This window comes from Streptomyces sp. AC550_RSS872, assembly GCF_019049285.1.
In the GTDB taxonomy this organism is placed as follows: Bacteria; Actinomycetota; Actinomycetes; order Streptomycetales; family Streptomycetaceae; genus Streptomyces.
The window spans coordinates 42,116-61,534 of the sequence record NZ_JAGMUL010000026.1 but is presented as its reverse complement, the minus strand read 5'-3'; the positions used below and the strand labels follow the sequence as shown (position 1 = coordinate 61,534).

Here is a 19,419-nt window from a genome sequence, read left to right as displayed (position 1 = left end):
CACTAACGTCCCAGGCGTGCCCGACGACACACGAGCACGACAGCGCACGGGAACCGGGCTCGGCCTCCTGCTGGCCCTGGTTCTCGCGGCCGTACTGCTCACCGCCCTCCCGGACGACGGCGAACGGGAGGGCGGTGCCGCGTGCCGGCCGCACTCGGTGGCGTCCTGGTCGGCCGACGGCGACCTGACCGGTGAGTTCGCCCGGTACGGCGACGACCCGTCGCGCACCGACGACTGGACCGGCGGCGACGGCACGCACTCGGTGCGGCTGCCGGACGGCCGGCTGCTGTGGCTGTTCTCGGACACCTACCTCGGCCAGGTGTACGCCCCGCCCAACCCCTACGGCGAGTCCTCGACCTGGCGGGACACCACCGCTCCCCTGGTGCGCAACTCTGCGGTCGTCATGCGCGACGGACGTCTGGAGCGCACGCTCGCCGCTCCCCTGTTCCCGGACCCCGCTCCCCACCAGTGGCGCTGGCCGGTCGCGGCGCGCGTCGAGCCCCGCTCCCCCGGCTCGGACGAGCGGGTCGTCCGGGTGCTGCTGTGGGTGCGTACGGCCGGGCAGCCCCCGTGGATCTACGGCGTGCCCGCCGCGACCGAGGTCGCCACGCTCTCGCTGCCCGATCTGCGGGTCGAGTCGGTCGTCAAGGTGCTCGACCAGCAGCTGGTGCCGGATCCGTCCCGGCGTGTGCTGTTCGGGACGACGCTGGTGGAGGAGGACGGCTGGACGTACGTCTTCGGCGGCGACGACGGTCAGGCCGCCTCCCGGCCGGCCTCGCACGCCTATGTCGCGCGCGTGCCGGAGGGCAGGCTCGCCGAGCCGGGGGCCTGGCGGTACTGGAACGGCTCAAAGTGGGCGGGGCCGGGGGCCGAGCCGCGCGCGGTGCTCGGGGACGGGCGGCGCAAGGGAGTGGGCAGCGCGTTCTCGGTGGCGCGGATGCGGGGGACGTACGTGCTGTTCACGATGGCGGCCGGGACCGAGGGGCTGACGACCGTGACGTCGTACTGGGCCTGCTCCCCCGTGGGCCCGTGGCACGGGCCGACGAAGGACTTCAGCCCGGCGCTGCCTGCGGGCGGCCAGGTAGCCGCCTACAACCCGCAGACGCATCCCGAACTGAGCGGCGACGGGCGGCTCGTGCTGAGCTACGACGTCAACTGGCTGGAGACGGGCGGCGCGGCGGCGCAGCTCAACCGGAACGTGTCCCTGTACCGGCCGCGGTTCGTGACGCTACGGGTGGCTCCGACGCGGTGACCGGCTCGGCGGCGGCGTCGGCGTCGATGTCGGCGTCCTGGGCGCGGCGCTTGGCGATGACCGCGCAGACCATCAGCTGCATCTGGTGGAAGAGCATCAGCGGCAGCACGGCCAGCGAGGCGTGCGCGCCGAACAGGACGCTGGCCATGGGCAGGCCTGCGGCGAGGGACTTCTTCGAGCCGGCGAACTGGATCGCGATGCGGTCCTCGCGGTTGAAGCGCAGCGCCTTGGCGCCGTACCAGGTCAGGGCGAGCATCACGGCCAGCAGCACCACCTCGACGGCGAGCAGTCCGGCCAGCCGGGCCGGGCTCACCTGGTGCCAGATGCCCTGGACCATGCCCTCGCTGAACGCGGTGTAGACGACCAGCAGGATCGAGCCGCGGTCGACGAGCCCGAGGACCTTCTTGTGCCGGGCGACGAAGCCGCCGATCCAGCGCCGCAGGAGCTGCCCGGCGAGGAACGGCACCAGCAGCTGGAGCACGATCTCGACGACCGAGTCGGCCGAGAAGCCGCCCGCGCCGCTGCCGAGCACGGCCGCCGCGAGGAGCGGGGTGACGACGATGCCGACGAGGGAGGAGAAGGAGCCGGCGCAGATCGCGGCGGGCACGTTGCCGCGGGCCATCGAGGTGAAGGCGATCGACGACTGAATGGTCGACGGGACGAGGGTGAGGAAGAGCAGGCCCTGGTAGAGGGGATGGGTCAGCAGCACCGGGACCAGTCCGCGGGCGGCGAGGCCCAGGAGCGGGAAGATGACGAAGGTGCAGGCCAGGACGGTGGCGTGGAGCCGCCAGTGCTTCAGTCCGTCCATCGCCTCACGGGTGGACAGCCGGGCGCCGTAGAGGAAGAAGAGGAAGGCGATGGCGGCAGTGGAGGCACCGGACGCCACGTCGGAGGCCGTCCCGCGCGCCGGGAGGAGAGCCGCGAGGCCCACGGTCCCGAGCAGCAGCAGTATGTACGGGTCGATCGGCATCCAACGCGGCCATTCCAGGCGTTTCACTGTGCTCCACTACTTCGCTGTCGTACGCGGCTGTCGTTCGCTGAACTTCGGGTTCCCGGCACGGACGTGCCCTCTCCATCGTCCTCCGGCGACCAGCGATCGGGAATCCGGCATACCACTCTGACTGTCATCACGTTCCGCGATAACCATGGGTAGCCTGGGCGGCGTGTACGACCCCTCCCATCTGCGTACGTTCCTGGCGGTGGCGCAGACCCTGAGCTTCACCCAGGCCGCCCGCCGCCTCGGCCTGCGCCAGTCGACCGTCAGCCAGCACGTACGGCGGCTGGAGGATGCCGCCGGGCGGCCGCTGTTCTCCCGGGACACCCACTCCGTGGAGCTGACCGAGGACGGCGAGGCGATGCTCGGTTTCGCCCGCCGCATCCTGGAGGTGCACGAGCAGGCGTCGGCGTTCTTCACCGGCACCCGGCTGCGCGGCCGGCTCCGCTTCGGCGCGTCCGAGGACTTCGTCCTGACCCGGCTGCCGGAGATCCTGGAGGGCTTCCGCCACGACCACCCCGAGGTCGACCTGGAGCTGACGGTCGAGCTCTCGGGCACGCTGCACGAGCAGCTGGCGGCCGGAAAGCTGGACCTGGTGCTGGCCAAGCGACGCCCGGAGGAACCGCGTGGCGAGCTGGTCTGGCACGACCGGCTGGTGTGGATCGGCGCGGAGCGGCTCCGCCTGGAGCCGGAGCGTGCGGTGCCGTTGATCGTCTATCCGCCGCCGGGCATCACCAGGGCCCTTGCGTTGGAGGCGCTGGAGCGGCAGGGGCGTGAGTGGCGGATCGTGTGCACCAGCGGCAGCCTCAACGGGCTGATCGCCGCCGCGCGGGCCGGGCTCGGGGTGATGGCGCACTCACGGGGACTGATCCCGCCGGGGCTGGTGCGGGTGCCGGAGCGGGCCGGGCTGCCGGAACTGGGGCGGGTCGACTTCGTACTGGTACACGGCCCGCGCCGGACGGCCGCGCAGGGAGCGGCGGACGCGCTCGCGGCGGCGATCCTGGCGGGCGGGGACCGGTTGCACCGGCGGTAGGCAGACGGGGCGGGAGTGACAACTTGGCCCCCTCACACGCTGACACAGGAGACGCGGTGCGCCGGGGACGGCATGATCCACCGGGCCCGGACCGGGCAGTCGCGTCGTACAGATTCGGTGGAGATTACGGTCCCGAAACTTACTCAACCGTCAGTTTTCTGTCCGACCCTTCCCCATGTGAGCGCATTTTCCCGCGCTGACCTGTGCATACATCAGCGCCCGTCGATTTCCGGCCCCCTCCCGTCCGAAACGCGGTTGGGGTAGCTTTCACGGCGCTGAGAGGAGCGTCAGCGAGGCATCGGGACGGGGAGCGGGGAGCGGGGTTTGCGCGAGTTCACCAACCCTCCGTTGGCATTGGCACCGCCGGTGGGCGGCCTGGCCGACGTCGTCTTCCAGCATGCCCAGGAGGACCCGCTGTATGTCGCCCTCGGCCGCAAGGACGAGGGCGGGCAGTGGCGGGACGTCACCGCCGCCGAGTTCCGGGACGAGGTGCTCGCCCTGGCCAAGGGCCTGCTCGCCCGGGGCATCCGGTTCGGCGACCGGGTCGCGATCATGTCCCGTACGCGGTACGAGTGGACGCTCTTCGACTTCGCCCTGTGGACGATCGGCGCCCAGGTGGTGCCGGTCTATCCCACGTCCTCGGCCGAGCAGTGCTTCTGGATGCTGCACGACGCCGAGTGCTCGGCGGCGATCGTGGAGCACGAGGACCACGCGATGACGATCGCCACGGTCATCGACCGGCTGCCGCGGCTGCATCAGCTGTGGCAGGTGGACTCGGGCGCCGTGCAGGAGTTGTACGACGCCGGCGCCCACCTCGACGACGAGGTGGTCCACCGCCACCGGCAGGCGGTCACCCCCGACTCCGTCGCGACGATCATCTACACCTCGGGGACGACGGGCCGCCCCAAGGGCTGTGTCATCTCGCACGGCAACTTCATGTACGAGGCGGACACCGTCATCGAGCGCTGGGAGCCGGTGTTCCACTCCAAGAAGGGCGACGAGGCGGCGACGCTGCTGTTCCTGCCGCTCGCACACGTCTTCGGCCGGATGGTGCAGGTCGCCGCGATCCGCGGCAAGGTCCGCTTCGGCCACCAGCCGCAGATGAACGCGGCCGCGCTGCTGCCGGACCTCGCCGCGTTCAGGCCGACGTTCTTCCTGGCCGTGCCGTACATCTTCGAGAAGGTCTTCAACGCCGCCCGTCGCAAGGCCGAGAAGGAGGGCAGGTCGGGCGCCTTCGAGAAGGCCGTCGAGGTCGCCGTGAAGTACGCGGACGCCATGGAGGCCAAGGCGTGGGGCATCGGTCCCGGCCCGTCGGCGGGTCTGCGGATGCAGCACCAGCTCTTCGACAAGCTCGTGTACTCCAAGATGCGGGCGGCGATGGGCGGCCGCATCAAGCAGGCGATGACCGGTGGTTCGGGGATGGACCGCCGGCTCGGTCTGTTCTTCGCGGGCGCCGGCGTCCATGTCTACGAGGGGTACGGCCTCACCGAGTCCACGGCGGCCGCCACCGCCAACCCGCCCTACCGCACCCGCTACGGCACCGTCGGCCAGCCCATCCCGGGGATGACCGTGCACATCGCCGACGACGGCGAGATCTGGCTGCACGGCGACAACGTCTTCCAGGGCTACCTCAACAACCAGAAGGCCACGGACGAAACCCTGCACGACGGCTGGCTCGCCACCGGTGACCTGGGCTCCCTCGACGAGGACGGCTACCTCACCATCACCGGCCGCAAGAAGGAGATCCTGGTCACCTCCGGCGGCAAGAGCGTCTCGCCGGGCGTGCTGGAGGAGCGCGTCCGGGACCATCCCCTGGTCGCCCAGTGCATCGTCGTGGGCAATGACCGTCCGTACATCGCGGCCCTGGTCACCCTCGACCAGGAGGCCGTCGAGCACTGGCTGATGATGCGCGACAAGCCTCAGATGACCCCGGCCCAACTGGTCCGCGACGCCGACCTGGAGACCGAGGTGCGACGCGCGGTCGTCGCCGCCAACACCCTGGTCTCGCAGGCCGAGTCGATCCGCACCTTCCGCATCCTCGCCCAGCCGTTCACCGAGGAGCACGGACTGCTCACCCCGTCGCTGAAGCTGAAGCGCAAGGCGATCGAGAACGCGTATGCCAACGAGGTCGAGGCGCTGTACCGGGCCTGAGGCCGACCGATCGCCACGGATTCTCCGGTCCGGAATGCATCACGCCTCGTGATCGTTGACGATGTCAGTACCACCTGACGACAACCGTAAGGATCAAGAGCTCGTGAGCAGCAAGGTCCCCCCGATCATCCTCAACAACGGCGTCGAGATGCCCCAGCTGGGCTTCGGCGTCTGGCAGGTGCCGGACGACGAGGCGGAGCGGGCGGTCGCCACCGCGTTGGAGGCCGGGTACCGCAGCATCGACACAGCGGCGATCTACGGCAACGAGGAGGGCACCGGCAAGGCCATCGCCGCCGTCGGCCTGCCCCGCGAGGACGTCTTCGTCACCACCAAGCTCTGGAACAGCGACCAGGGATACGACTCCACGCTGCGCGCGTTCGACGCCTCGCTGGCGAAGCTGGGCCTGGACTACATCGACCTGTACCTCATCCACTGGCCGCTGCCCGCCCGGGGCACCTACGTGGACACGTACAAGGCCTTCGAGAAGCTGCACGCCGACGGCCGTGTCCGTGCGATCGGCGTCTCCAACTTCCTTCCGGAGCACCTGGAGCGGCTGCTCGGCGAGACGTCCATCGTCCCGGCGGTCAACCAGATCGAGTTGCACCCGCACCTTCAGCAGCGTGCCTCCCGCGAGTTCCACGCCGAGCAGGGCATCGCCACCGAGGCCTGGTCGCCGCTCGGCCAGGGCAAGGGGCTGCTGGAGGTCCCGGCGATCGTCGCCGTCGCGCAGAAGCACGGGCGCACCCCGGCCCAGGTGGTGCTGCGCTGGCACCTCCAGCTGGGCAACGTCGTGATCCCGAAGTCGGTGACGCCCTCGCGGATCAAGGAGAACATCGAGGTCTTCGACTTCAGCCTGGACGACGAGGACCTCGCGGCGATCAGCGCGCTGAACGAGGACCGGCGGCTCGGCCCGGACCCGGCGACGCTCCAGGACTGACCCCCGTGACACGGCAGTCCGCCCGCCGCTCGGTTCCGTGAGCGGCGGGCGGAGGTCGTCGCGCGGGCGTTCGGGTCGATTCAGTCGCCCCGCACGTCGGAGAGGACGACCTCGAACTCCTCCAGCCCGGTCACGGTCACATGGGCCTTGGCCGCGCCTTCATGCCGGGCCGCGGCCTGGCCCGCGCGGGACGCCGCCAGGGACGCCTGGTCGACGAAGACCACGCCGACCAGCCCGCGCCCCCGTTCCCGGTCGACCAGCAGGGACGCCCTGGCCAGCCCGGCGAGGGTGTCGAGCCTGGGCACCACGGTCGCCCGGAACGTGTCGGCGAGCAGATCCGTGTCCATCGGGTCGAACTCCAGCCTGGTGACCCGCAGTCCGCCTCCCGCCTCCGGCTGCCGGACCTGGTGGAAGACCAACGCCTCGTAGTTGTCGACCGCCACCGTCCCCAGGAACGGCTCCAGCATGGCCGTGCGCCGCTCGCGCAGCACCTCGTCGCTGTTCTGCCGGGCCTGCTCCGACTCCCACCAGCTCGCCGCGAGCAGTTTGCCGAGTGTGCGGTCCACGAAGACACTGGCTCCGCGGTATCCCGGACGGTCCTCCAGCAGTTCCCGCCCTTGTGTGTTCAATGCCCTGATGGCCGTGTCGATCTTCGTGGGATCGCCGGTCGTGTAGATGGCGCGTACGAACATGAGACCTCCCAGAAGCTCGGGCAGATATCCGAAAGCTTCGGTGTGTCCAGTCTTCTACTGGGGTGATGGCGCCGCAATCAGCGTCAGTAAGGAAACTTTCCTACCCAGGAGGGTCCATCCCGTGCGCATCCGATCCCTCACCCTGACCGCGGCCTGCGGTGCCGCGTTTCTCGCCGCCGGACTGCTCCCCGCCGTCGCGTCCGGCATTCCGGACCCGCCGTTCGCACAGGAGGAGGCGGTCGGCGCGGCCGAACTGCTGGCGAAGGTGGCGTCCTGCGAGCAGGTCTCGAACGGCCTGTACCGCACGGACGGGACGAGCGCGGCCACCGTTCCCGTGTGCGGCGCGCGCGACGCCGTCTTCTGGAAGGCCGACATGGACATCGACTGCGACGGCCGGCGCACCGCCAGGTGCAACGAGGCCACCGACCCGTGGTTCCAGCCCGACACGGCGTTCCACCAGTCCGACGGCGAGCCGCTGCGGTCCGACAGCCTGCCGTTCGTCGTCGTCCCCGCCGTCAGCGGCATCTGGGACCACTCCGCGGCAGGTATCCAGGGTGGCGGTGTGGTCGCCGTCGTCCACGAAGACCGGGTCCTGTACGCCGTCGTCGGCGACACCGGCCCGCAGCGGATCATCGGCGAGGCCTCCTACGCCGCCGCCGAGGCCCTCGGCATCGACCCCGACCCCACCACCGGCGGCACCGCCTCAGGCGTGACGTACATCCTGTTCAAGGGCTCCCGCGTCTCGCCCATCGAGAGCCACGAGGCGGCGGTCTCGCTGGGCGAGAGGCTGGCGAGGGAGTTCGTTCAGAACGGCTGAGCCGTCAGTTGGGCTGTCCGATCGGCCGTACGACGACGGTGTTGACGTCCACGCCGTCGGGCTGCCGGACGGCCCACACCACGGAGTCGGCGATCTGGTCGGCGGTCAGCAGATGGCCGGGGGGCAGGCTGCCGTAGCTGTCCCAGAACGGTGTCTCCACGCGGCCCGGCGCGATGTGGGTCACGCCGATGCCCCACTCGGTCACCTGTCGCCGGGTGTTCTCGGCGAGCCCGGTCACCGCCCACTTCGTCGCCCCGTAGATGTTGCCCGGCCCGGGCACGAACCCCGCGACGCTGCCGACGAGGACGATCCGGCCGCGGGTCTCCTTGAGGGCGTCGACGGAGGCGCGGATCAGCAGGGCCGGGCCGAGGACGTTGGTCAGCACCATCTCGGTCCAGCCGGCCGGGTCACCCTCGGCGACCGAGTCGTGGGTGGCGAAACCGGCGTTGGCGACGACCGTGTCCAGTCGGCCGAACGCCTTGAGCGTGGTGTCCACGGCCACCTGGATGTCGCCGTACTCGGCCGCGTTCCCGACGATCGTCAACAGCCTTTCGGGATCGCCGAGTTCCGCGGCGAAGGCACGCAGTCGCGCCGCACCGCGACCGGTGACGGTGACCCGGTACCCGGCGTCCAGCAACTGCCGAGCCACGGCGGCACCGATGCCGCTGCCGCCGCCGGTGATGAGCGCGACCGGAGATTCGGTCGCGATGGAGCTGGTCATGGTGATCCCCCTGTGTTCCGTTCGGACGACGGTCCGGACGACGATTCGGACGACGATTCGGACGACGATTCGGACGACGATTCGGACGACGGGGAGTCCATCACTTGGAGAGCTCTCGAAGTCAAGGCCCGGTCGACCGCTGCCGTGAACGCGAGGGAGAGAACAGGAGCGTCGCCGACCGGAAGCGTTACCGCCGGCAGGTCGCTGATCGCGTGCCGCTGACCGGCATCACCGTGTCCGTACCGCCGTGTACACGGTCTGCGCCGCGAGGATGAAGACATCCGGGCGGTGATGCACGCTCGCCTTGTCGTCCGGGTCGAGGAGCCGGTCGAGGGTCGCGCGGTCGTCGGCGTCGAGGCGCTCGCCGACGCCCTCGCGGATGCGGGTCAGGGAGGCGACGACATAGGCGCGGGCGCGGTCCGTGGTGGGGGCGGGCAGGTCGAGGAGGAAGGTGCGGGTGCCGCTGGGGCGCAGGCCCGCCGCGGTGAGCAGGGCCGGCCAGTCCTCGGTCTCGGTGACCGAGCCGGGCAGGTCCGCGCGCATCGCGGCGAACCACTCCGCCTCCAGTGCGTCGAGCCGCGCCTGGAGCCCGGGCCGTCCGAAGCCGAGGTCGCGCGGGAGGTACCGGGCCGACAGGCCGCCTTCCTGGAGGGCCAGCGTGCCGCCGTGCGTGAGGCGGTCGGCGAACGCGGCGAGGGCGGCGCGCTGGTCACCGAGATGGTGCAGACTGCGGCCGGCCCACAGCAGATCGGCTGGGTAGTCCAACTCGTCCAGAACATCGGGGAGTTCACCGGCGAGGGTGCCGAAGCGGTCGGCGACGCCGAGCCGCTCGGCGCGCGCCTGGGCCCGCGCCAGGAGCGGCGCGGATCCGTCGACGGCGACGATCCGGGCGCCGGGGAAGGTGTCGGCGAGCAGACAGGCCACGACGCCGGGCCCGCTGCCGACGTCGACGACCAGCCCCGGCTCGGTCTGCCGCTTGGCGAGCCACGCCATGGCGTGCTCGTACAGGGGCGTGAACAGCTCCGCCTGCGTCTCCAGGAGCGGGCCCATCTCCTCCCAGTCGATGTCCGTGTGGTCGTGGTGAGGGTGCGCGTGCTGCTGGTGATGGCCGTGGTGGTCGTGCGCCATGGTGGTCCGCCTCTCGTCCTCGCGTCCGGATGCCGCAAGGGTGCTCCGACGCATGGCCCCGGGGCCACTGTCCTTGCCGTAGCGGCAAAAACAGGGCAAAGAAAAATGAGGCGCGGCCCCGGGCGTCCGTCGCCCACGATGGCCGGATGAACGACGAGATGGTGGAGCGCTTCCTCGAGGACGGGTTCGTGAAGATCGAGGGGGCCTTTCCGCCCCGCGTCGCCGAGCACTGCGCGCGGCTGCTGTGGCGGGAGACGGGGTACGACCCGGAGGACCCGGGCACCTGGAAGGACCCCGTGCACTGGGTGTACGACATGGCGCAGGGTCCGTTCGCGGCGGCCGTCAACACGCCCGTCCTGCACGAGGCCTTCGATGCGCTCGTGGGTGAGGACCGCTGGCAGTCGCGCTACTCGCTGGGGAGCTTCCCGCTGCGGTTCCCGCACGAGGAGGAACCGGACGACGCGGGCTGGCACATCGAGGCGAGCTACACACCCGACGGCGCCGAGCACCCGCACACGAACCTGCGCTCCAAGGACCGCGCGCTGCTGATGCTGTTCCTGTTCAGCGAGGTCACCGAGGCCGACGCCCCGACCCGCATCCGGATCGGCTCGCATCTCGACGTACCGCAGGTCCTGGAACCGTACGGCGAGACCGGCGCCTCCTTCCTGGAGCTGGGCCCGAAGGTCGCCGAGGCCTCCGCGCACCGCCCCCTCACCCACGCCACCGGCAACCGGGGCGACGTCTACCTCTGCCACCCCTTCCTGGTCCACGCGGCCCAGCCCCACCACGGCACCCGCCCCAGATTCATGGCCCAGCCACCCCTGCATCCGGCGGTGCCACAGGAGCTGGAGCGGTCAGACGGCAACTACTCGGCGGTGGAGTTCGCAATCCGCCGGGGTCTGGCCAGAGAGAACTGACCAACCCCGGCGGCCTGTCACGCCCTCAGGGGCGCGGGGAACTGCGCGACCAGCCACAGCGAACCCGCAGCCGAAGTCACCGCATCACGACAACGGCGGATACGCGTTCTGCATCAACTGCCGGAACTGCGCGGAGAACCAGTGCCCCGACAGCGGAGCGTCCGGCAGCGCACCGGACATGTTGTTGCCGTTGCGCGGGTTACCGGTGTACGTCGGGTCGCACATCCGGTCGAACCCCTTGCCCTCGTCGTTCGGGATCTCCCGGCTCGCCCCGTCGGACTCCCCCGGCGGTTTCATCCACACGTACGCGTCGATCCCGGCTGCCGGATTGGCCTGCGGCCGCTCCCCCAGCCCGGCCCCGGACTGGTTGCACCAGTTGCCGACGTGGATGCGCCGGTCGATGCGGCCGCCGTTGACGTACGTGTCCACGTCCGTCATCGCGCCGGGACCGGTCGGCCGGGCGGTGCCGCCCCAGCCGTTGCGGGAGGTGTCGATCAGCATGCCGACGCCCGAGGGGAAGCCCTGGCTCACGGCCTCCTGGCGGAAGGTCTGGGCGTAGGAGAGCTCGTCGACGTACCGGTTCCAGTCCACCCACTTCGACTCGCGCACGGACTTGCCGTTCACGGAGTCGTTGATGGTGAAGTACTGCTCCTTCAGCGCACTGAAGTTGGCCGTGTTGGTGATGAACCCGGCCACATCGCTCACGGTCGCGCCCTCGGCGGTCGCGGCCTGCTTGATGATCTGGACGGTGGCCGGGAAGTTGTCGTCCCAGCCGAGCCAGCCGTGGTGGCCGGCGTCCACGTAGTTGTAGACGTTGGCGACGTCACCGAGCTTGTTCAGCGCGTAGCCGACGCCCTTGACGTAGTTGCCGTTGGCCTTCATCGTGTCGCAGTTCGGGGTGGCGGTGGGCCGCGGCGTGACGTTGGTGATCAGGTTCGGCAGCGAGTCGAGCTCGACCGTGTTGACGATCCGCAGTGAGGCGTACTTGGGGTCGGCGAGGATCGCGGCGATCGGGTCGATGTACTGCGTCTTGTACTTGTCGATGTCGGTCGGGCCGAGTTCGCCGTTGGAGGCGAGGGCGGAGCAGTCACGGCCCGGCAGGTTGTAGATCACCAGCTGGACGACGAGCTCGCCGGAGCCCTTCTGCTTCAGGGCCTCGTCGAGGTGGGCCCGCAGGCCCATGCGGCCGTTCACGCCGTTGATGGCCGCGGTCCGGTCCAGCCACACGCCGGTGGGCTGGTTGGAGATCCGGCTGCCGCCCGGCTCGGCGGCGGCGTTCGCGGACCACTCCGGGTTCACGTACACCTTGGCGCCGGAGTACGGGTTGTCGACCTTGGGGCCGGTCGGGTCCGGGTCCGGCGGATCCGTCGGGCCGCCGCTGCCGTCGTCGACGTTGCAGGTCACGCCGTCGAGGGTGAAGGTGCCGGGGACGGCGTTGGTGCCGCTGTGGGAGCCCTGGAAGCCGAAGCTGACCGAACCGCCGGTCGACAGCGTCCCGTTGTAGGTCTCGTTGGTGGCGGTGACGTCGGCGCCGCTCTGGCTGACCTTCGCGTTCCAGCCGCTGGTGACCTTCTGGTTGCCGGCATACGACCACTTCACCGACCAGTTGGACTTGGCGGAGCCCTGGTTGGTGACCGTCACGGCGGCGGTGAAGCCGGTGTCCCACTGGTTCTGCACCTTGTAGTCGACGGTGCAGGGGACCGCCGCCGTGCCGATGTCCTCGGGGGCGGCCGCGGCGAGCGCGGTTCCCGAGGCCCCGGCGACCAGCGCCAGGGCGGCGAGCATCGCAGTTCTGGTACGACTCATGAGTGCGGGTTCCTTCTTGGTCGCGGGTGCTGACGGTTCGTCCGTGCAGAGCGCGCAAGAGGCAAGGAGGAGATGCCGGCGACGGCTGGAAGTACTGAACGCGGGGGGTGTCGCATGAGCGACTCCTTGCAGATCAGCGCGCCGTTACGGACGCGTCGACTGATGGAATCGCTCCCACTGGTGTCAATGAAGCTAGCGCCAAGTGACGTTAAAGGACAGAGGAGTTGCTGACTTTCCCTCAGCTGAATCCGTCGAATCTTTTCGACTCTTCAAGCGCCTTGACCCCTCGCACCCCCTTCCCCACTATGGGAGCGCTCCCACTGGTTCAAGCCTTGACTTCTCCGAGCCGCAAGGAGGAACCAGCACGTGCATCCCCCACGCAGACGCAGAACGGTACGACGGCTGTGGACCGCCGCCGTAGCAGCCCTGGCACTCCCCTTGACCATGCTGGGCACGGGTTCAACACCGGCCCAGGCGGCCGCCGTTCAGTGCAGTGTCGATTACCGGACCAACGACTGGGGCTCCGGCTTCACCACGGATCTGACGATCACCAACCGCGGTACGGATGTCGTCGACGGCTGGACGCTGACGTACAGCTACGCGGGCAACCAGAAGCTCGGCAACGGCTGGAACGGCACCTGGTCCCAGTCCGGTCAGTCGATCACCGTGAAGAACGCCGGCCACAACGCGCGGATCGCCGCCGGGGCCGCGGTCACCACGGGCGCGCAGTTCAGCTACAGCGGCAGCAACGCCGCTCCCGCGAACTTCGCGATCAACGGCACCAGTTGCACCGGCGCCCACCAACCCCCCATCACCGTACTGACCAGCCCGGCGGCCGGTGCCGTCTACACCCAGGGCGACGCCGTCCCGCTCGCGGCCACCGCCGCGGCCGCGGACAACGCCACCGTCAGCAAGGTCGAGTTCTACGACAACACCACGCTGCTGGGCACCGACACCACGGCGCCGTACTCGCTCTCGGTCTCCAGCTTGACCGTGGGCAGTCATTCGCTGCTCGCGAAGGCGTACGACAGCCTGGGCGCGTCCGCGGAGTCCACGCCGGTCGGCGTCACGGTCGCCTCGGGTCCGGCCGTGGTGAGCTCGCAGACCCAACTCCCCGTCCAGCAGGGCAAGTCGGCCTCGTACGACGTCAAGCTGTCGACCCAGCCATCGTCCAACGTGACCGTCACCACCGCCCGCACGGGCGGCAACTCGGGCCTGTCGGTGACCGGCGGAGCCTCGCTCACCTTCACCCCCTCGAACTGGAACACCGCTCAGCAGGTGACCATCACCGCCGACTCCTCCGGCACCGGCGCGGCGACCTTCGAGTCGACGGCCAACGGGCACGCGAAGGCGTCGGTCACGGTGACCCAGATCGCGGCGGCGAAGGCGTACGACGCCCGCTTCCTGGAGCTGTACGGCAAGATCACCAACCCGGCGAACGGCTACTTCTCGCCCGAGGGCATTCCCTACCACTCGGTGGAGACGCTGATCGTCGAGGCGCCGGACCACGGTCACGAGACCACGTCGGAGGCCTACAGCTACCTTCTCTGGCTGCAAGCCATGTACGGCAAGGTCACGGGCGACTGGACCAAGTTCAACGGGGCCTGGGAGATCATGGAGAAGTACATGATCCCGACCCACGCCGACCAGCCGACCAGCTCCTTCTACAACGCCTCGAAGCCGGCGACGTACGCGCCCGAGCTGGACACGCCGGGCGAGTACCCGGCGAAGCTCGACGCGTCGGTATCGGTCGGTTCGGACCCGATCGCCGGTGAGCTGAAGAGCGCGTACGGCACGGACGACGTCTACGGCATGCACTGGCTCCAGGACGTCGACAACGTCTACGGCTATGGCAACTCGCCGGGCAAGTGCGAGGCGGGGCCGACCGACACGGGGCCGTCGTACATCAACACCTTCCAGCGCGGCGCGCAGGAGTCGGTGTGGGAGACGGTGCCGCAGCCGACCTGCGACGCCTTCAAGTACGGCGGCAAGAACGGGTACCTGGACCTGTTCACCGGTGACGCCTCCTACGCCAAGCAGTGGAAGTTCACCAACGCCCCGGACGCCGACGCCCGTGCGGTGCAGGCGGCGTACTGGGCCGACAAGTGGGCCGACGAGCAGGGCAAGGGCGGCCAGATCTCCGCGACCGTGGCCAAGGCCGCGAAGATGGGCGACTACCTGCGCTACGCGATGTACGACAAGTACTTCAAGAAGGTCGGCAACTGTGTGGGCGCCTCGTCCTGCCCGGCCGGCACCGGCAAGGACGCCTCGATGTACCTGCTGTCCTGGTACTACGCCTGGGGCGGCGCCACCGACACCTCGGCGGGCTGGGCCTGGCGCATCGGCTCCAGCCACGCGCACGGCGGCTACCAGAACCCGATGGCCGCGTACGCCCTGTCCAACTACGCCGACCTGAAGCCCAAGTCGGCGACAGGGCAGGCGGACTGGGCCAAGTCCCTCGAGCGGCAGGTCGAGTTCTACCGCTGGTTGCAGTCCAGCGAGGGCGCGATCGCGGGCGGTGCGACCAACAGCTGGGCGGGCCGGTACGCGACGCCGCCGGCCGGGAAGTCGACGTTCTACGGCATGTACTACGACGAGAAGCCTGTGTACCACGACCCGCCGTCCAACCAGTGGTTCGGTTTCCAGGCCTGGTCGATGGAGCGGGTGGCCGAGTACTACCAGCAGACGGGGAACGCGGCAGCGAAGGCCGTCCTCGACAAGTGGGTGGACTGGGCGCTGTCCGAGACGACCGTCAACCCGGACGGTACGTTCCGGATCCCGTCGACGCTTCAGTGGTCGGGGCAGCCCGACACCTGGAACGCCTCAAGTCCGGGTGCCAACAACGGACTTCATGTCACCGTCGCCGACTACACCAATGACGTCGGCGTGGCGGCCGCGTACGCCAAGACCCTGACGTACTACGCCGACCGCTCCGGTGACACGGCCGCCGCGACGACGGCGAAGGCCTTGCTGGACGGCATGTGGGACAACTACCAGGACGATCTCGGTATCGCCGTCCCGGAGACCCGCGCCGACTACAACCGCTTCGACGACACGGTCTACATCCCGAGCGGCTGGACCGGCACCATGCCGAACGGCGACGCGATCAACTCGTCGTCGACCTTCGACTCGATCCGGTCGTTCTACGAGGACGATCCGGCCTGGTCGAAGATCGAGGCGTATCTCGCGGGCGGGGCGGCGCCGTCGTTCACGTATCACCGGTTCTGGGCCCAGGCGGACATTGCGTTGGCCATGGGTTCTTACGCGGAGCTGCTCGAATAACCAGCCCCCGCCAGGCGCTCCGCGTGTTGGGCCGTGTTCGACTGCGGGTCCGTTGTAGCTGGTCGCGCAGTTCCCCGCGCCCCTAGGGCGTCCCCGGCCCGTTGGCCGGGCGGTCCCCACCCGCACTGGGGATCGCCCGGCCATCTTCACCTCCATTGGAAAGCGCTTGCCCCCCCACATCACCTCCATCCCCCGGAGAGGACCCCCACTGTGCGAAGAACCCGCATCCTCACGGCCGTACTCGCACTGGCCGCCGGGCTGCTCGCCGGCACCCCGCCCGCACTCGCCGCTCCTGCCGCGCAGGACGTCTCGATCAGCGCCGACACCTACACCTGGAAGAACGCCCGTATCGACGGCGGCGGTTTCGTGCCCGGCATCGTCTTCAACCGCAAGGAGAAGAACCTCGCCTACGCCCGTACCGACATCGGAGGAGCCTACCGTTGGCAGCAGTCGTCGAAGACGTGGACGCCGTTGCTGGACTCGGTCGGGTGGGACGACTGGGGGCACACGGGGGTGGTGAGCCTGGCGTCGGACCCCGTGGCCCCGGACCGGGTGTACGCGGCGGTCGGGACGTACACCAACAGCTGGGATCCGACGAACGGCGCGGTGATGCGCTCCTCGGACCGGGGCGCGAGCTGGCAGAAGGCGGACCTGCCGTTCAAGCTGGGCGGCAACATGCCGGGCCGTGGCATGGGCGAGCGGCTGGCGGTCGATCCGAACAAGAACAGCGTGCTGTATCTGGGCGCGCCCAGCGGCAAGGGGCTGTGGCGGTCGACGGACTCCGGTGTGACCTGGTCGCAGGTGGCGAACTTCCCCAACGTCGGCAACTACGTGCAGGATCCGAGCGACACCAGCGGATACGCCAGCGACAACCAGGGCATCGTCTGGGTCACCTTCGACGAGTCCACGGGGACGTCCGGGAACGCGACCAGGACCATCTACGTGGGGGTCGCCGACAAGGACAACGCCGTGTACCGGTCGACGGACGCGGGCGCGACCTGGTCGCGGGTCGCCGGGCAGCCGACGGGATACCTGGCCCACAAGGGTGTCCTGGACGCGAAGAACGGCTACCTCTATCTCGCCTACAGCGACAAGGGCGGGCCGTACGACGGCGGCAAGGGCCAGCTGTGGCGGTACGCCACGGGGACCGGCACGTGGACGGACATCAGCCCGGTCGCCGAGGGCGACACCTACTACGGCTTCGCCGGCCTGACCGTCGACCGGCAGAAGCCCGGCACGGTGATGGCGACGGCGTACAGCTCCTGGTGGCCGGACACCCAGATCTTCCGCTCGACGGACAGTGGCGGCACCTGGACGAAGGCGTGGGACTACACGTCGTATCCCGACCGCGCCAACCGCTACACGATGGACGTCTCGTCGGCGCCGTGGCTGACGTGGGGTGCGAATCCTTCCCCGCCGGAGCAGACGCCGAAGCTGGGCTGGATGACCGAGGCGCTGGAGATCGACCCGTTCGACTCGGACCGGATGATGTACGGGACGGGCGCGACGATCTACGGCACCGAGGACCTGACGAAGTGGGACAGCGGGAGCCAGTTCACCATCAGGCCGATGGTGCAGGGCCTGGAGGAGACGGCCGTCAACGACCTCGCCTCGCCGCCTTCGGGCGCCCCGCTGCTCAGCGCTCTCGGCGACATCGGCGGCTTCCGGCACACGGACCTCACCAAGGTGCCGTCGATGATGTTCACCCAGCCGAACTTCACCTCGACCACGAGCCTGGACTACGCCGAGTCCCACCCGAACACCGTCGTACGGGTCGGCGATCTCGACTCCGGCCCGCACATCGCCTTTTCGACGGACAACGGCGCCAACTGGTTCGCGGGGACCGACCCTTCGGGCGTCAGCGGCGGCGGCACGGTCGCCGCGGCGGCGGACGGCAGCCGGTTCGTGTGGAGCCCGGCCGGTACGGGCGTGCAGTACACGGCGGGCTTCGGCAACTCGTGGCAGGCGTCGAGCGGGATCCCGGCCGGGGCGATCGTCGAGTCGGACCGGGTCGACCCGAAGACCTTCTACGGCTTCAAGTCCGGGAGGTTCTACGTCAGTACGGACGGCGGCGCGACCTTCACGGCATCCTCGGCATCCGGGCTGCCGGGCGGGGACAGTGTGCGCTTCAAGGCGCTGCCCGGTGTGACGGGCGACGTGTGGCTGGCGGGTGGTGCGACGGACGGGGCGTACGGTCTGTGGCACTCCACGGACGGCGGCGCGAGCTTCACCAAGCTCTCGAACGTCGAGCAGGCCGACGCGATCGGCTTCGGCAGGGCGGCGCCGGGAGCGTCGTACCAGACCCTGTACACCAGCGCGAAGATCGCCGGCGTACGCGGTATCTTCCGCTCCGCCGACAAGGGCGCGACCTGGACCCGCATCAACGACGGCGCCCACCAGTGGGGTTGGACGGGCGCGGCGATCACGGGTGACCCCCGGGTCTACGGGCGGGTGTACGTGGCGACGAACGGGCGCGGCGTCGTCTACGGCGAGACGGCCGACGGCGGCACGACGGATCCCGGCCCCGACCCTGACCCTGATCCGGACCCCACGCCGACCGGGGCCTGCGCGGTGACGTACAAGGTCACCAACCAGTGGTCGGGCGGTTTCCAGGCCGACGTACAGCTGTCCAACACGGGTTCAGGTGCCTGGAGCGGCTGGTCCCTCGGCTGGTCCTTCGCGGACGGGCAGCGGATCGCTCAGGTCTGGAACGCCGAGCACACACAGTCCGGTTCGGCGGTGACCGCGAAGAACGTGGGCTGGAACGGCAATGTGGCGGCCGGGTCGTCCGTGAGCTTCGGCTTCACGGGAAGCTCGTCGGGGACGAACGCCAAGCCGACGATGTTCAAGCTGGGCGACCAGACCTGCACGGTGAGTTGACGGAACTGAACGGAACTGAGCGAGTCCGGGGGCGTGTGCGCTCGGTTGGCACGCGCCCCCGGAGCCGTCTCCTACAGCTTCCACTCCCCGATCTGCTCCGCGAAGCCGGAGTCCATCCCGAACGTGACGGTGGCCGCCTTCGACGCCTTCGGTACCTCGAACACGACCCAGCCGAGCGTCTTCGCGCCGGGCTTCAGCCGGACGTCCGACGACATCGACGGGCCGGCCGTGATGTCGGCGAGCACGGTCCCGAACTGCTGGCCCTGGTCGTCGGCCATCTTCGCCCCGTTCACGGGAGCGTCGGAGTAGACCTTGGTGCCGGTGTTGACCAGCTGGAACTGCACGCCGATCCACCGGTTGCCGGACTCCGGCGCGAAGAACTCGTCGCCGGACTTGGCGTTGTCGGCGACCTTCACGACGGTGACGTCGAGTCCGCTGCCGGCCTCCATGCCCTTGAGCGCCAACGTGTCGCCGACCTTGGCGACCTCGGGCGCGGCGCTGCTCTCCTCGGCAGCGGCCTCTTTCCCGCCGCCGCCCTCCGTCGTGGCGGAGGCCTTCGCCTTCGGCTTGTCGACGACCTCGTCGCCGGAGCCGGAACCACAGGCCGTCAGACCGAGCGCGGCGACAGCGACAGCCGCGGTGGCGGCGAGACGTATGCGGGTGTGGTGGACCATGTTCTCCCCAGGTTTCGGCGGTACGCATGTGAAGGACCCGTGAAGAATCTGCATGGTTGTACGGCTCACCGAAAAATTCCGGGGACAAGAAGCAACCCGGCAGCCCGATGTGACGTCGGGGCTGCCGGGCCGGTC

14 protein-coding genes are annotated in these 19,419 nt (G+C 69.7%); 8 read left to right on the top strand and 6 right to left on the bottom strand.

What is annotated here, in order from left to right; all coding sequences use genetic code 11:
- Nucleotides 1–16 precede the first annotated feature (16 nt).
- Entirely contained in the window at nucleotides 17–1,252 is a 1,236-nt protein-coding gene (locus KUM44_RS12015; protein ID WP_217207814.1) for a DUF4185 domain-containing protein, read from the top strand.
- Here the strand turns inward: KUM44_RS12015 and KUM44_RS12010 are convergent.
- Nucleotides 1,188–2,222 carry a bile acid:sodium symporter family protein gene (locus tag KUM44_RS12010; protein ID WP_217207813.1) on the bottom strand — a complete coding sequence of 345 codons (1,035 nt, stop codon included), beginning with the start codon at nucleotides 2,220–2,222 and terminating at the stop codon, nucleotides 1,188–1,190. The genes KUM44_RS12015 and KUM44_RS12010 overlap by 65 nt on opposite strands.
- Before the next feature lie 193 nt (nucleotides 2,223–2,415).
- Here KUM44_RS12010 and KUM44_RS12005 point away from each other — a divergent pair, with 193 nt between their 5' ends.
- The 3 genes from KUM44_RS12005 (at nucleotide 2,416) to KUM44_RS11995 (ending at nucleotide 6,367) form a co-directional block, all read left to right on the top strand.
- Complete coding sequence (locus KUM44_RS12005) at nucleotides 2,416–3,279, top strand: LysR substrate-binding domain-containing protein (RefSeq protein ID WP_217207812.1); 864 nt, start codon at nucleotides 2,416–2,418, stop codon at nucleotides 3,277–3,279.
- Between the two features lie 324 nt (nucleotides 3,280–3,603).
- On the top strand, nucleotides 3,604–5,430 hold the full coding sequence (locus KUM44_RS12000) for a long-chain fatty acid--CoA ligase (protein WP_217207811.1): 1,827 nt from the start codon (nucleotides 3,604–3,606) through the stop codon (nucleotides 5,428–5,430).
- Nucleotides 5,431–5,533: 103 nt separating this feature from the next.
- Nucleotides 5,534–6,367 (top strand): aldo/keto reductase, encoded by an 834-nt coding sequence (locus tag KUM44_RS11995; RefSeq protein ID WP_308402588.1) that lies wholly within the window; start codon nucleotides 5,534–5,536, stop codon nucleotides 6,365–6,367.
- Nucleotides 6,368–6,447: 80 nt separating this feature from the next.
- Here the strand turns inward: KUM44_RS11995 and KUM44_RS11990 are convergent, their stop codons facing one another.
- Complete coding sequence (locus KUM44_RS11990; RefSeq protein WP_217207810.1) at nucleotides 6,448–7,059, bottom strand: hypothetical protein; 612 nt, start codon at nucleotides 7,057–7,059, stop codon at nucleotides 6,448–6,450.
- A gap of 121 nt (nucleotides 7,060–7,180) precedes the next feature.
- On the opposite strand from KUM44_RS11990, the gene KUM44_RS11985 reads away from it, so the two are divergent.
- Nucleotides 7,181–7,876 carry a glycoside hydrolase family 75 protein gene (locus tag KUM44_RS11985; RefSeq protein ID WP_217207809.1) on the top strand — a complete coding sequence of 232 codons (696 nt, stop codon included), beginning with the start codon at nucleotides 7,181–7,183 and terminating at the stop codon, nucleotides 7,874–7,876.
- Between the two features lie 4 nt (nucleotides 7,877–7,880).
- On the opposite strand, the gene KUM44_RS11980 is transcribed toward KUM44_RS11985, so the two are convergent.
- Together KUM44_RS11980 and KUM44_RS11975 are read right to left on the bottom strand one after the other, a co-directional pair.
- A complete protein-coding gene (locus KUM44_RS11980) occupies nucleotides 7,881–8,597 on the bottom strand; it encodes an SDR family oxidoreductase (protein WP_217207808.1) in 717 nt (238 codons plus the stop codon).
- A 228-nt stretch (nucleotides 8,598–8,825) separates the two neighbouring features.
- Nucleotides 8,826–9,725 carry a trans-aconitate 2-methyltransferase gene (locus KUM44_RS11975; RefSeq protein WP_217207807.1) on the bottom strand — a complete coding sequence of 300 codons (900 nt, stop codon included), beginning with the start codon at nucleotides 9,723–9,725 and terminating at the stop codon, nucleotides 8,826–8,828.
- A 146-nt stretch (nucleotides 9,726–9,871) separates the two neighbouring features.
- Here KUM44_RS11975 and KUM44_RS11970 point away from each other — a divergent pair, with 146 nt between their 5' ends.
- On the top strand, nucleotides 9,872–10,642 hold the full coding sequence (locus KUM44_RS11970; protein ID WP_217207806.1) for a phytanoyl-CoA dioxygenase family protein: 771 nt from the start codon (nucleotides 9,872–9,874) through the stop codon (nucleotides 10,640–10,642).
- Between the two features lie 84 nt (nucleotides 10,643–10,726).
- Here KUM44_RS11970 and KUM44_RS11965 read toward each other — a convergent pair whose 3' ends face one another.
- Complete coding sequence (locus KUM44_RS11965) at nucleotides 10,727–12,448, bottom strand: glycoside hydrolase family 6 protein (protein WP_217207805.1); 1,722 nt, start codon at nucleotides 12,446–12,448, stop codon at nucleotides 10,727–10,729.
- A 366-nt stretch (nucleotides 12,449–12,814) separates the two neighbouring features.
- Between KUM44_RS11965 and KUM44_RS11960 the strand changes: the two genes are divergently transcribed.
- Nucleotides 12,815–15,730, top strand: coding sequence for a glycoside hydrolase family 48 protein (locus tag KUM44_RS11960; protein WP_217207804.1), 2,916 nt, complete (start codon nucleotides 12,815–12,817; stop codon nucleotides 15,728–15,730).
- Nucleotides 15,731–15,940: 210 nt separating this feature from the next.
- The gene (locus KUM44_RS11955; RefSeq protein WP_217207803.1) at nucleotides 15,941–18,610 is read left to right on the top strand and encodes a cellulose binding domain-containing protein; all 2,670 of its coding nucleotides are present in this window, start codon (nucleotides 15,941–15,943) and stop codon (nucleotides 18,608–18,610) included.
- 71 nt (nucleotides 18,611–18,681) lie between these two features.
- Here the strand turns inward: KUM44_RS11955 and KUM44_RS11950 are convergent, their stop codons facing one another.
- Nucleotides 18,682–19,284 (bottom strand): DUF4352 domain-containing protein, encoded by a 603-nt coding sequence (locus KUM44_RS11950; RefSeq protein ID WP_217207802.1) that lies wholly within the window; start codon nucleotides 19,282–19,284, stop codon nucleotides 18,682–18,684.
- Nucleotides 19,285–19,419 lie beyond the last annotated feature (135 nt).

Bases quoted from the DNA above. Each gene is read 5' to 3' on its own strand.
- KUM44_RS11965 (WP_217207805.1), bottom strand. From the start codon at position 12,448: ATGAGTCGTACCAGAACTGCGATGCTCGCCGCCCTGGCGCTGGTCGCC.
- KUM44_RS11975 (WP_217207807.1), bottom strand. From the start codon at position 9,725: ATGGCGCACGACCACCACGGCCATCACCAGCAGCACGCGCACCCTCAC.
- KUM44_RS11950 (WP_217207802.1), bottom strand. From the start codon at position 19,284: ATGGTCCACCACACCCGCATACGTCTCGCCGCCACCGCGGCTGTCGCT.
- KUM44_RS12010 (WP_217207813.1), bottom strand. From the start codon at position 2,222: ATGCCGATCGACCCGTACATACTGCTGCTGCTCGGGACCGTGGGCCTC.
- KUM44_RS11980 (WP_217207808.1), bottom strand. From the start codon at position 8,597: ATGACCAGCTCCATCGCGACCGAATCTCCGGTCGCGCTCATCACCGGC.
- KUM44_RS11970 (WP_217207806.1), top strand. From the start codon at position 9,872: ATGAACGACGAGATGGTGGAGCGCTTCCTCGAGGACGGGTTCGTGAAG.
- KUM44_RS11990 (WP_217207810.1), bottom strand. From the start codon at position 7,059: ATGTTCGTACGCGCCATCTACACGACCGGCGATCCCACGAAGATCGAC.